This is a genomic window from Actinoplanes subglobosus (assembly GCF_042650585.1).
Classification (GTDB): Bacteria; Actinomycetota; Actinomycetes; order Mycobacteriales; family Micromonosporaceae; genus Actinoplanes; species Actinoplanes subglobosus.
Genome location: NZ_JBHSBL010000006.1, coordinates 220,355 through 232,800, shown reverse-complemented (window position 1 = coordinate 232,800; position 12,446 = coordinate 220,355). Strand labels below are relative to the sequence as shown.

The window sequence follows — 12,446 nt, the reverse complement described above, 5'->3', positions numbered from 1 at the left end:
GCGGGCCGCGGGCCGCGGGCGGCGGGCGGCGGGCGGCGGGCGGCGGGCGGCGGGCGGCGGGCGGCGGGCGGCGGGCGGCGGGCGGCGGGCGGCGGGCGGCGGGCGCATCCTTCAGCCCGATCTCGCAAGATCACGACGGGCGCGGGCTGCCGTGCAAGATCACGGGCTCCGGTGAGCAGCCCGCGAAACGACGAATCGCCGGGCGGAAGACCCGCCCGGCGATGTCGTGGGAGACGCGTTCAGAGACTCAGTCTCGTTCGATCAGGTGCCCGATCAGCTGCGGCCCCATGATGACCGCGTTGCCGGACCCGTCACGGCGGGCATCGGGCTCGGGCAGCTCCACCGGGTCACCGGTGTTGGACGCCCCCACCGGCCGCGGACCCACCCAGGCGACGGTGAGTGCCGTCTCCCCCTTGAGGAAGCGCTGCACCCGGACGCCGCCGGTGGCCCGCCCCTTGGCGGGGTAGGACGCGAACGGCGACATCTTGACCTGTGTCCCCGTCGACGTGACGACCATCGGCTCCCCGTGCGCGCTGTCGGAGGTGACGACCGCGTTGAACGAGATCACCTCGGCGCCGGCACCCAGGTTGACGCCGGCCATGCCACCGCCCTTGAGACCCTGTGGCCGCACCAGTCTCGCCGGGAAACGCAGCAGGTTGGCGTCGGAGGTGACGAAGACGAGCGATTCCGCGCCGTCGGTGAGCCAGGTCGCCTGGAGCACCTCGTCACCCTCCTTGAGGGTGATCACCTCGAACTCGTCGGAGCGGACCGGCCACTCGGGTGCGCACACCTTGACGATGCCGAACTTGGTGCCCATCGCGATGCCGGGCGACTCGCTGCCGGTGAGCGGGGCCATGCCGACGACCTTCTCCCCCTTGTGCAGCGGCACCAGCTCGGACGCGGACATGCCGCCGCGCAGCGAGACCGTGCCGGACTGCTCGGGCAGGACCGGCAGGGTGAGCACGTCGGTCTTGAAGGCACGGCCGCGGTTGGTGACCAGCAGGATCCGGCCGCGGGCGGTGGAGTGGATGATCGCGCGGACGGCGTCGTGCTTGACCCGGCCGCTGCGTTTGCGGGCCTCGGTGGACTCCTCGCTCTCCGCGGCGGTCCGGGCGATCAGGCCGGTGGCGGAGAGGATGACCTGGCAGGGGTCGTCGGCGACCTCGAGCGGGCCGGCCGGCACGGAGGCGGCGAGCACCTCTTTCAGGTCGCCGTCGATGAGCGTGGTGTGCCGGGCGGCGCCGAACTCCTTGGCGACCTCGGCCAGTTCGTCGGAGACGACCTTCTTCAGCACGTCCTCGTTGTCGAGGATGCGGCTGAGCTCGGCGATCTCGCTGCGCAGCCGGTCCTGCTCGGCCTCCAGCTCGATCCGGTCGAACCGGGTGAGCCGTCGCAGCGGAGTGTCGAGGATGTAGGTCGCCTGGATGTCGGAGAGCCCGAACTCGCTCATCAGGCTGGCCTTGGCGGCGGCCGCGTCGTCACTGGCACGGATCAGGGCGACGACCCGGTCGATGTCGATGAGGGCGATGAGCAGGCCGTCGACCAGGTGCAGGCGGTCCTCGCGCTTGGTCCGCCGGTACAGCGTGCGGCGGGTGACGACGTCGTAGCGGTGCTGGACGAAGACCTCCAGCAGCGCTTTCAGCCCGAGCGTACGGGGCTGGCCGTCGACCAGGACCAGGTTGTTGATGCCGAAGGAGCTCTCCAGCGGGGTGAGCCGGTAGAGGTCGGCCAGCAGGGCCTGCGGGTTGACGCCGACCTTGCACTCGATGACCAGACGCGTACCGTGCTCGCGGTCGGTGAGGTCCTTGACGTCGGCGATGCCGGTGAGGCGTGCGGCCTGGCGCTGGCCCCGCCGCGGGCCCGACGTGATCATCTTGCCCTTCACCTCGTCGGTGATCGCCTCGATGATCTTCTCGGCGCCGACGCCGTAGGGCAGCTCGGTGACGGTGATGGCCTGCCGGCCGCGGCCGCCCTCGAGAAGGCCGGTCTGGGCGCGGGCGCGGATGCGCACGACACCACGGCCGGTCTCGTAGGCGCGGCGCACCTCGTCGAGGCCGAGCAGCTGGCCACCGGTGGGCAGGTCGGGGCCCGGGACGAAGCGCATCAGCTCGTCGAGGTCGGCCTCCGGCTTCTTGATCAGGTGCCGAGCCGCCGCCACGACCTCGCCGAGGTTGTGCGGGATCATGTTGGTCGCCATCCCCACGGCGATCCCGGACGTGCCGTTGACCAGCAGGTTCGGGAAGGCGGCGGGCAGCACCTTGGGCTCCTGCTCGGAGCCGTCGTAGGTGGGCTTGAAATCGACGGTGCCCTCGCCGAGCTCGCCGACCAGGAGCATCGCCTCGCGGGACATCCGGGCCTCGGTGTACCGGGCGGCGGCCGGGCCGTCGTCGGGCGAGCCGAAGTTGCCGTGACCGTCGATCAGCGGCGTGTTGAGCGAGAAGTCCTGGGCCAACCGGACCAGGGCGTCGTAGATCGCGACGTCACCGTGCGGGTGGTACTTACCCATCACGTCACCGACGACGCGGGCCGACTTGACGTAGGGCCGGTCGGGGCGCTGGCCCTGCTCGGACATCGACCAGAGGATGCGCCGGTGCACCGGCTTGAGCCCGTCCCGGGCGTCCGGGAGGGCACGTGAGTGGATGACCGAGTAGGCGTACTCCAGGTAGGAGTCCTCCACCTCGGTGGTGAGCGGGTTGTCGATGACCCGGGCGCCCGCCTGGTCGAACGCGGACAGGTCGACGCGCTTGTCGGATTTGCGGCGTGCCATTGGTAGCGGACCTCTCAGGCGTCGATCGTCTCTTGGTCGATCCGGCCCGCGGCCTCGATCAACCAGTTCTTCCGGGGCTCGACCCGTTCACCCATGAGCAACTCGAGGGTGGCCTCGGCGCGCTCGGCGTCCTCGATGGTGATCCGGCGGACGGTGCGCTCGGCCGGGTTCATCGTGGTGTCCCACAGCTCGTCGGCGTCCATCTCACCGAGGCCCTTGAACCGGGGCACCGGTTTCTGGACCTGGCGGCCGCCGCCCTCGATGCGGGCGACGGTGCTCTCCATCTCCTGCTGGGTGTACGTGTAGAGGGTCTCCGAGTTGCGCCCCTTGGTGACCACCTTGTGCAGGGGCGGCATGGCGGCGAAGAGCCGGCCGTGCTCGATGACCGGCCGCATGTACTTCGCGAAGAGCGTGATCAGCAGCGTCCGGATGTGGGAGCCGTCGACGTCGGCGTCCGCCATGATCATGACGCGGCCGTATCGCATCGCCCCGATGTCGAAGGTGCGGCCGGAGCCGGCGCCGAGGACCTGGACGATCGCCGAGCACTCGGCGTTGTCGAGGACCTGCTGGAGGCTCGCCTTCTGCACGTTGAGGATCTTGCCGCGGATCGGCAGCAACGCCTGGTACTCCGAACTACGGGCCATCCGGGCGGTGCCGAGCGCCGAGTCACCCTCGACGATGAACAGCTCGGAGCGGTCGATGCCGATGGCCCGGCAGTCGACCAGCTTGGCCGGCATCGACGCGCCCTCCAGGGCGGTCTTGCGGCGGGCCGCGTCCTTCTGCTGTTTCTGCGTCAGGCGGACCCGTGCGGCGTCCACCACCTTCTGCAGGACGGTGCGGGCCTCCGTCTTGGTCCGGCGGCCGTCGATCCACTCCTTCAGGTACGCCTCGACGAGGGTCTGCATCACCCGGGCGACACCGGCGGTGGACAACTCGTCCTTGGTCTGCGACGTGAACTGCGGCTCCGGCACCCGCACGTGGATGACCGCGGTCATGCCCTCCAGGAAGTCGTCCAGGACGGGCGGCTCCTCCTTGGGCTTGAGCAGCCCGCGGGCGTTGCGGATGGCCTCGGTCAGCGCACGGACCAGCGCACGCTCGAAGCCCTTGCGGTGGGTGCCGCCGTGCACGTTGCGGATGGTGTTGGTGAAGCACTCGACGGTGCGCTCGTAACCGGTGCCCCAGCGGAAGGCGACCTCGACCTGGGCGTGCCGGACGACGTTGGACTGCATGACGCCGTTGGCGTCGGCGGCGTTCTCCTTGTAGGTCCCCTCGCCGGTGACCAGCAGCGTGCCGGAGACCGGCTTGTCCGAGGCCGGGGTGAGGAAGTCCACCATGTCGGACAGGCCGTTGGGGTAGTGGAACGTCTCGGTGGCCGGCTCCTCGGCGGTGGCGTCGAAGAGGGTGTACTGCACGCCGGGGACGAGGAACGCGGTGTTGCGCAGCTTGGTGCGGACGGCGTCGACGTCGAGCCTGGCGCCGCTCTCGAAGTATCGCGCGTCGTACCAATACCGGATCGAGGTGCCGCTGGGCTCGCCCCGCTTCATCCGGCGGGCCACCCGCAGGCCGGGCTCGCGGGTGAACGGCGCGTCGGGCCCGGGGCCGTCGAAGACACCGGGCACGCCGCGCTGGAACGAGATCTCGTGGACCTTGCCGTCACGCTTGACGGTGACGTCGAACCGGTGGGCCAGGGCGTTGACGGCCGAGGCGCCGACACCGTGCAGACCGCCGGAGGTCTTGTAGCCGGAGCCACCGAACTTGCCGCCGGCGTGCAGCCGGGTGAGCACCAGCTCGACACCGCTCAGCCCGGACTTGGCGTGCACGTCGGTGGGGATGCCCCGGCCGTCGTCGTCGACCTGGACCGAGCCGTCGCTGTGCAGCGTCACGGCGATCCGGGTGGCGTGCCCGCCGACCCCCTCGTCGGTGCAGTTGTCGATGATCTCGTTGGCGAGGTGGTTGATACCTCTGCTGTCGGTGGACCCGATGTACATACCCGGGCGTTTGCGGACAGCGTCGAGCCCTTCCAGGTGCGTGAGGTCGTCAGCCCCGTACAAGGTCTCTGGTTGCGCGGTCACGAGGCGGCACTCCCGGTCGGGCCATGGTGGTCAAGGACGGCGCGAGCCTACCCGGCGCCTACGACACTTCTGCCCCAGGCGAGGCAGGTCTAGACCAGTCCGTGGCCAAAATAGGGATGATCCACCCCAAGAAGTGCGCTACGCCACAGTGGCGAGCGGCACCGTCTGCGGCTGGAGAGCCCGGAAGAGGTCCAGCGGGTACGCCTTGCCCGGAACCGACACCGGCGGCAGCTCCTGGTAGGCGATGAGCTCGTCGGTCACGTCCCGGGTGGCCGAACAGACCACCACGGTGTCGTGCGGCGCATAGGCCTGGAGACGGGCCGCCGTGCTCACCACGCTGCCACTGATCATCCCGTACCCGCCGTCGAAGGCGGCCATCGGGTCGACGATCACCTCGCCGGTGGCCAGCCCGACCCGGGTACGGACCGGGAACCTGCCGGCCAGGAGACGCCCCCTCAACGACTCCTGGACCGACAGGCCCGCCTGGACCGCGGAGGCGGCCGCCCCCGGACCGAATCCCCCCTCCGCGGCGCCGAACACCGCCATCACCGCGTCCCCCACGTACTTCTCGACGATGCCGCCGCGGTCACGGACCACGGAGGAGACCGCCGAGAAGTAGTCTCTCTGCAGCGCGCGCACCTCGGCGCAGTCCAGCCGGTCCACCAGAGCGGTGAAGCCGACGATGTCCACGAACAGCACGGTTACGGTCTGACGCCGCTCCTGAACGGCACTGATGACGGTGCTCATGTCTTCGCTCCCCCAGATCACTGCGTTGACCGGGAGTACGGTGCCAGCCCCGGACGAGCCGCGGATCCGCAGAACGACGTATCTCTGACAGCATCGAAATCCGTCGTTTTTGTGACGCAGAACAGTCCGAACCGACGACATAGTGATAGGCGGATACGGATTAGGCTGCCGGACATGGCCAGACAGGGGGACGAGGGGCCGCTTGTCGGGCGCACCGGCACGCTGGCCGATGTTCAGTCCTACCTTCGCAACGTCGGTCCCGGTGGGACAGCCGCGGTGTTCGTGACCGGGGAGAGCGGTGTCGGCAAGAGCCGGCTGCTGCGGGAGACCGCCGACGCCTTGCGCGGGACGGGCTTCGCCGTGCTGTTCGGCACGTGCCTCGACATCGGTGACGCCTCACCGCTGCACCCGGTGCTCCAGGCGCTGCGCCGGCTCGACGGGGCGGCACCGGCCGGTGCCGCCGACGACGCCGGGGCGCTGCTCGAGCGGGTGTCGCGCGACCTGCGGGCGATCGCCGGCGACCAGCAGCTCCTACTGGTGCTCGACGACCTGCAGTGGGCCGACCGGAGCACCCGGCAGTTGCTGCTCTATCTGCTGGCCGGGCTCGGTGACGTCCGGGTCTCGGTGCTCGCCGCGATCCGGGCCGAGGCGCTGCACGGCACCCACCCGCTGCGCCGGGTGCTGGCCGAGCTGCGCCGCCTGCGTTCGGTGCGGGTCGTCGACCTGGCCCCGCTGGACCAGGAACAGACCCGTGAGCTGGTGAGCGCGATCGTCGGCGGGACGGTGGCCCTGGAGGACGCCGACCGCGTCTTCAAGCGCAGCGGCGGCAACCCGTTCGTGGTCGAGGAGCTCGCCCGTGACCTGCGCGACGGCCGGATCGAGCTGTCCGACACGCTGCGCGAGATCTTCCTGTCCCGGGTGGACGAGCTGCCCCCGCACGCGCACACCGTGGTGCACGCCATCGCGGCCGGTGTCGAGCCGGTCGAGCACGCCGTGCTGGCCGGGGTGGTCCCGCTGCCGGAGGAGCAGTTGATCGAGGCGGTCCGAGCGGCCGTCACGCACCGGTTCGTGGCCAGTGACCACGACGGTTACAAGCTGCGGCACCGTCTGGTCGCCGAGGTCCTCGAGCAGGAGGTGCTGCCGGCCGAGGCGGCCTCCCTGCACCGGCGCTACGCCGAGACGCTGGAGTCGGTGGAGGGCGAGCCGGACAACGCGCGCCTGGCCTACCACTGGCAGCGGGCCGGCGAGCCGGACCGGGCGCTGCACCCGGTGGTGGCGTCCGCCCGCGCCGCCGAGCGGATGTACGGGTTCGCCGAGGCGCACCGCTACTGGACGATCGCGCTGCAGCTGGCCGGCGAGGCCGATCCGCGGCGCACCGAGCTGCTGGGGCACGCCGCCGAGTCGGCGCACCAGTGCGGCGAGCACCTGCTGGCGCTGGCCCGGCTGGAGGAGCTGGCCGGCCGTCCGGATGCTCCCGGCCGGTCCGAGCTGCACCTGCGGCGGGCCCGTTACCTGGCGGCGGCCGGGCGCTCGGCGACGGCCGAGGTGGAGTACCAGCGTGCCCTGGAGGCACCGGACTGCACCCCGCGCAGGCGGGCGTCGGCTGCGGCGTACCTCGCTGAGCTGCTGTTGCATCTCGGGCGTTATGCCGACGCCAACCAGCACGCCCGGGAGGCGCTCGAACTCGCCGCGGTGAACGGCGCCACCACCGACCTGGTCCGGGCGAGTGCCGCGCTGGGTTTCAGCGCCGCGTTCCGCGAGGATCCGGACGCCGGTCTCGCCGTCATCCGGCACGCCGTCGAGATCGCCGAGCGGTCCGGTCACCCGGACGATCTGGGTGTCGCCTACCTGCACCTGGCCGAGCTGCTGGCCGGCCCGCTGAACAGTATCGAGGAGGGTGTGCTGGTGGCCCGCCGCGGTGCCGACCTGCTCGCCGCCCGGGGCGTGGGCCGCACCTATCAGACCCGGCTGCTGGCGATCGCCGCCAAGGGCCTGTTCCGCAACGGCCAGTGGTCGGAGGCGTATGCGGTGCTGGAGACCGCGATGCGCAACCACCCGTCCGGCGCCGACGCGGTGGAGCTGCTGCTCGCCCGTTCGCAGCTCTGGGTGGGTTTCGGCGAGGTCGACAACGCCCGCCGCGACCTGGACGCGGTGGCGACCCTGCTGGCCGGCGGCGGCGCGCGGCACGTGCTGCCGATGCTGACGCTGCGGGCCGGCCTGGCGATGTGGCAGGGCGAGCACGCCGAGGCGCGGGCGGCGGTGCAGCGTGGCCTGACCGAGACCCGTTCCGACGACCTGGTGCTGCTCGGGGTGCTGGCCTGGCACGGCCTGCGTGCCGAGGCGGAGGCGCACGTGGCCGGCCAGCCGACCGATCCGGGGGCGCTGCGCCGGCTCCGGACGGTGATGGATCGCCTGGTCAAGGGGGTCGGTGACGCCCCGCCCGCGGTCCGTGCGGTGGTCGACGGCTACCTCGACCTGTGCACCGCCGAGCTGAGCCGGGTCGAGGACCGGCAGGATCCCGAGCCGTGGGCGCGGGCGGCCGCGATCTGGGACCGGCGACAGCAGCCGTACCCGGCGGCCTACGCGCGGCTGCGGCACGCCGAGGCGTCGCTGCAGCGCCGGATCCGCCGGACGTCGGCGGTCACCGGCCTGCGGCAGGCGTATGCGACGGCGACCGCGATGGGTGCCCGCCCGTTCGCCAACGAGATCGTCGGGGTGGCGCAGCGGTTCCGGGTGACGCTGGGCGACGACGTCCAGGTGCTGCCGGCCGGGCCGGAGCGGGCCGCCGACGAGCTGTCCGCGCTGACCGGGCGGGAGCGGGAGGTCCTGGCCGCGGTGGCCGAGGGCTTGACCAATCGCGAGATCGGTGAGTTGCTGTTCATCAGCGAGCGCACCGTCGGCGTGCACCTGGGGCACATCTTCGACAAGCTTCAGGTCCGCACTCGCGTGCAGGCCAGCCGCGTCTATCTGACAGCGGCCTGATCAGGCGTTCGTTATCTTGCCGTGACATACGTACACGGAATACGTCGTTCTACCGATCCGATGACGGACCCCCGGTGGAAAGGTATGCGCCACGGGGGAGCACCGCCCGGCGACTCGCTTCGCCGGGCGGTGCTGGGGGCCCTCCGTTGCCTTTGCATCACCCACGGAGGAACCCATGACCCAGCCCATCTGGGGCCCCGTCCAGCAGGAGATGTCCGACCTCCTGCAACGGCACCCCGACGACGTCCCCGGAGTGGTCGACCTACTCGCGCAACTGCAGGTCGCCCTGTGCCGCGTGCCGCCGTTGCTCGACAGCAACCCGCTGGCCGACTTCAACAAGCTCTATCTCACGATCACCGAGAACGTGCTGGAGCGTCTCTACGCCGGCAAGTTCAAGGACCCCGCCTTCCTCGCACGGCTCGATGTCGAATTCGCGGCCCGCTATTTCGACGCCCTGCGCTACTGGACGTCGGACCGCCCGGCCTGCCCGGGTGTGTGGGCCGGCCTGTTCACCCGGATCCCCGGCCCGGACGCGCGGGCGCTGCCGTCGGCCGTCGCCGGCGTCAACGCACACATCAACTTCGACCTGCCGTTCGCACTGGTCACCACATTCGACCACCTGGGCAGCGACCCGGTCGACGGCAGCGACCAGCACCACGACTACCTCCAGGTCAACGACATCTTCGCCGAGGAGATCCCGGGCCTGCGGCGTGGCTACCTGGACCGGTGGCAGCTGCTCATCGACACGATGAACGGGGATCTGGACGACTGGTGGCAGGGCGAGATGGTGGAGTACACGAGGAACGTCGCCTGGCGTAACGCTCAGAAGATCTGGGCGATCCGCCACGACATGGACGCGCTCAAGAAGGAGCGTCGCCGCCTCGACAACACCGCCACCGGCCTGGGCAAGCTCCTGCTGTCACCGTTCGGCGCGTTCCTGCAGTAGGGCGTCAGCCGACGATGATCAGGCGGGCCGTCGTGGCCGATCCGTCACGCAGCCCGCCGACGCCCACCCGCACACCGGCACGCACCGCGCTGCGCTCGGCTTTCTTCCGGTTCTCGGCCACGCGCAGCCGGTCGCCGAAGGTCCAGGTCACCTCGAAGCCGTCGGACGACTTGACGGTGAAACCCTTGTCGTCCGCGGCGGTGACCTCACCGCGCTGCACCACGACCGTGCGCTCCTCGCCGGCCCGGTCGCGCACCACGACCTCGCCGTGCAGCGTGTTCTTGCGCAGCAGCTTGCGCACCGCGCGGGGCCGCACGCCGGGTGCCTCGGTCGCGGTGTCCCCCGCGTCTTCGGCCTGGAAGCCGACCTCCTGCAGGGCGACCATCTCGACGGCGGCGTCGGCGACATCAGCGGCGGGAACGGCCGCTTGCGCACCGCATCCGGTCACCGCGAGAGCAACAGCAAAGATCAAGACCTTCATGGATGTACGAGCCATGCGTCAGATGTTCGGCATGACGCGATCAGGCAGTGTCAGCCCATTGTTCGAGTTCGGTAAGAAGGCCCGTCAATTTCGCCAGCCGTACCTCAGGCAGGTATCACGGCACCCGAAGGGCGTCTCGGCTACGGCTCGCGGTTCTGACCTGGGCCGTAGGGCAGCTCCACCGTGAACATCGCCCCGCCCTCGGGGGCGTGACCGGCGCTGATCCGGCCGCCGAGGCGGGTCACCAGGCGCGCGGCCAGCGCCAGCCCGAGACCGCTGCCGACCTTGCGGACACCCCGGTAGCGGCGGTTCAGCTCGCCCCGTTCGAACGCGACGGCCAGGTCGTCGTCGGTGAATCCGGGGCCGCCGTCGCGTACCTCGATGATCCCGCCGTGTTCGCCGGCCCGGACCGCCAGGACCAGCGGCGCGCCGGCCGGGACCACCCGCAGTGCGTTCTCGCAGAGGCCGTCGAGGACCTGCCGAATCCGGCCGGGATCGGTGCCGACGGTGACCGGGCCCGCCGGCACCTCAACGGTCAGTGACGGCCCGCCTTCGGCGCATCGCGCCGCCCACGCCTGCCCGGCCTGCTGGATCAGCTCCACCAGATCGACGTCGGTGACGTCCAGGGGCAGGTCGGCGGCCTCCAGCCGGGAGAGCACCAGCAGGTCGGAGATCAGCCGGTCGAGCCGTTGCGCCTCGGCGAGCACCGTCGATCCGGCGGCGGCCGTGTCGTCCCCGGCGATCACGCGATCGGCCAGGGCCTCGGCGTAGCCGCGGATGGTCGCGAGCGGGGTACGCAACTCGTGTGACACCGACAGCAGGAAGTCGCGCTCGCGGCCCTCACTGGTCTGCAGAGCGGCGGCCAGGTGGTTGAACGCGTCCGCCAGCCGCACCGCCTCGGCCGGGCCGGCCCGGGTGATCCGCACCGAGCGGTCCCCGGCGGAGAGCCGGCCGGCTGCGGCCGCGGCCAGCCCGATCGGCCGGGCCATGAACCGGGCCAGCAGGGCACCGGCCAGGATGCCGCCGAGCAGACCGGCGACGAGAGCCACCCAGACACCGCGGAGGACGCGCAGCCCGATGCCGGAGGCGACCCCGCGGGTGAGGACCACGCCGCTGGACACGCCGGGCAGTGGTCGGCCGGCGATGAACGAGGCCCGGCCGCCGACCGGGGCCCGGAGGTCGACGGTCTGGCCCGCGGTGATCCGGCGGACCACTCGTGGCGGCAGCCCCTCCCGATCGACGCGACCGTTTCTGATCAGGTAGATCTCGACGTCCTGGGCGCGCAGCCGGTCGGCGATCCGCTTCCGGGCGGCTGGGCGCTCGTCGGTGAGCAACTCGACCGCGAGGACCGTCTTGTCCATCAGCTCGGTGCGGATCTGGGTGTTCACCGAGCGGATCGCGATCGGCACGGCGACCATCGCGGTCACGATCACGGCGACCACCGCGGTCGCGGCCGTGACCAGGACGGCGCGGCCGGTCAGGGTGCGGAAGAAGTCACGCATCGGCCGTGTACCCGACCCCGCGGACGGTCCGGATCAGGCCGGCGGACGGGCCGAGCTTGGCCCGCACCTGCGCCACGTGCACGTCGACGGTCCGGGTGCCGGCGTGCGACGCGTATCCCCAGACGGCGGCCAGCAGCTCCTCCCGGGTGAACACCCGGCCCGGGCGGCCCAGCAGGTGTGCGAGCAGGTCGAACTCGGTGGCCGTCAGGGTCAGCGGGGTCCCGTCCACGGTCACGGCGCGACGGCCCGGGTCGAGGGTCAGCGGGCCGAGCATCCGGATCCGATCGGTATCGGCGGCGACCGTCGCCCGCCGCAGCAGCGCCTTGACCCGCGTCACCAGCTCCCGGGGGCTGAACGGTTTCGTCACATAGTCGTCGCCGCCCAGCTCCAGCCCGAGGATCCGGTCGACCTCGTCGTCCCGCGCGGTCAGAAAGATCACCGGCGTCCAGTCGCCGTCGGCCCTCAGCCGGCGGCAGATCTCGGTGCCGTCCATCCCCGGCAGGGCGATGTCGAGGATGCAGGCGACCGGGCGCAGGCGGCGGGCGGCGGCCAGCCCGGCGGTGCCGTCCCGCTCCACGTGCACGCCGAACCCCTCGCGGCTCAGATAGAGCCGGACCAGGTCGGCGATCGGCCGTTCGTCCTCGACCACGAGGACCAGCCCCTTGCCCGGCGCGTCCGTCACCGGCCCATCATGCCCGTCCACCCCACCCGGCACCGCGTTCACCAGATCATCATGCCGCTCTCCGGGCCCGGTGAACGTTCGAGGAAGGTAAGGACCGCCGGTGACCCGACCGGGTGACCTGTGCGTGTCGCACCGGGCGCCGCGGCCCACGGCGCTTTCCGCCCATGACCAGCGACCGATCGATGATGGGCGCGCTCCCAGAAAAGGGAAGGAAGCGCTTTCCCGGCGTGCTATAAAGGCGACAGCCGGGGCGCGAGCAGGGGCGAG

Annotated in this window: 8 protein-coding genes; 2 read left to right on the top strand and 6 right to left on the bottom strand. The window is 71.4% G+C overall.

The genetic code is table 11. From position 1 onward, the window contains the following. Positions 1 to 247: 247 nt before the first annotated feature. The 3 genes from ACFO0C_RS07180 to ACFO0C_RS07170 all read right to left on the bottom strand — a co-directional run bounded on the left by ACFO0C_RS07180 (position 248) and on the right by ACFO0C_RS07170 (position 5,586). Positions 248 to 2,767 carry a DNA gyrase/topoisomerase IV subunit A gene (locus tag ACFO0C_RS07180; RefSeq protein WP_378065748.1) on the bottom strand — a complete coding sequence of 840 codons (2,520 nt, stop codon included), beginning with the start codon at positions 2,765 to 2,767 and terminating at the stop codon, positions 248 to 250. Positions 2,768 to 2,781: 14 nt separating this feature from the next. Next, positions 2,782 to 4,839, bottom strand: a complete 2,058-nt coding sequence (locus ACFO0C_RS07175) for a DNA gyrase/topoisomerase IV subunit B (RefSeq protein WP_378065747.1) — start codon at positions 4,837 to 4,839, stop codon at positions 2,782 to 2,784. Positions 4,840 to 4,977: 138 nt separating this feature from the next. Then, positions 4,978 to 5,586: an adenylate/guanylate cyclase domain-containing protein gene (locus ACFO0C_RS07170; protein WP_378065746.1), complete on the bottom strand. Its 609-nt coding sequence runs from the start codon at positions 5,584 to 5,586 to the stop codon at positions 4,978 to 4,980. A 174-nt stretch (positions 5,587 to 5,760) separates the two neighbouring features. Here ACFO0C_RS07170 and ACFO0C_RS07165 point away from each other — a divergent pair, with 174 nt between their 5' ends. After that, complete coding sequence (locus tag ACFO0C_RS07165) at positions 5,761 to 8,568, top strand: ATP-binding protein (protein WP_378065745.1); 2,808 nt, start codon at positions 5,761 to 5,763, stop codon at positions 8,566 to 8,568. Between the two features lie 175 nt (positions 8,569 to 8,743). Beyond that, positions 8,744 to 9,514 carry a DUF5995 family protein gene (locus ACFO0C_RS07160; protein WP_378065744.1) on the top strand — a complete coding sequence of 257 codons (771 nt, stop codon included), beginning with the start codon at positions 8,744 to 8,746 and terminating at the stop codon, positions 9,512 to 9,514. A gap of 4 nt (positions 9,515 to 9,518) precedes the next feature. Here ACFO0C_RS07160 and ACFO0C_RS07155 read toward each other — a convergent pair whose 3' ends face one another. The 3 genes from ACFO0C_RS07155 to ACFO0C_RS07145 form a co-directional block, all read right to left on the bottom strand. After that, a complete protein-coding gene (locus ACFO0C_RS07155; RefSeq protein ID WP_378065743.1) occupies positions 9,519 to 10,010 on the bottom strand; it encodes a hypothetical protein in 492 nt (163 codons plus the stop codon). 125 nt (positions 10,011 to 10,135) lie between these two features. After that, a complete protein-coding gene (locus ACFO0C_RS07150; RefSeq protein ID WP_378065742.1) occupies positions 10,136 to 11,497 on the bottom strand; it encodes a HAMP domain-containing sensor histidine kinase in 1,362 nt (453 codons plus the stop codon). Further along, positions 11,490 to 12,179 (bottom strand): response regulator transcription factor, encoded by a 690-nt coding sequence (locus ACFO0C_RS07145; RefSeq protein WP_378065741.1) that lies wholly within the window; start codon positions 12,177 to 12,179, stop codon positions 11,490 to 11,492. The genes ACFO0C_RS07150 and ACFO0C_RS07145 overlap by 8 nt, the downstream gene beginning before the upstream one ends. Between the last annotated feature and the right edge of the window lie 267 nt (positions 12,180 to 12,446).

Coding starts and splice junctions, on each gene's coding strand:
- ACFO0C_RS07180 (WP_378065748.1), bottom strand. CDS start 2,767: ATGGCACGCCGCAAATCCGACAAGCGCGTCGACCTGTCCGCGTTCGAC.
- ACFO0C_RS07170 (WP_378065746.1), bottom strand. CDS start 5,586: ATGAGCACCGTCATCAGTGCCGTTCAGGAGCGGCGTCAGACCGTAACC.
- ACFO0C_RS07165 (WP_378065745.1), top strand. CDS start 5,761: ATGGCCAGACAGGGGGACGAGGGGCCGCTTGTCGGGCGCACCGGCACG.
- ACFO0C_RS07160 (WP_378065744.1), top strand. CDS start 8,744: ATGACCCAGCCCATCTGGGGCCCCGTCCAGCAGGAGATGTCCGACCTC.
- ACFO0C_RS07155 (WP_378065743.1), bottom strand. CDS start 10,010: ATGGCTCGTACATCCATGAAGGTCTTGATCTTTGCTGTTGCTCTCGCG.
- ACFO0C_RS07150 (WP_378065742.1), bottom strand. CDS start 11,497: ATGCGTGACTTCTTCCGCACCCTGACCGGCCGCGCCGTCCTGGTCACG.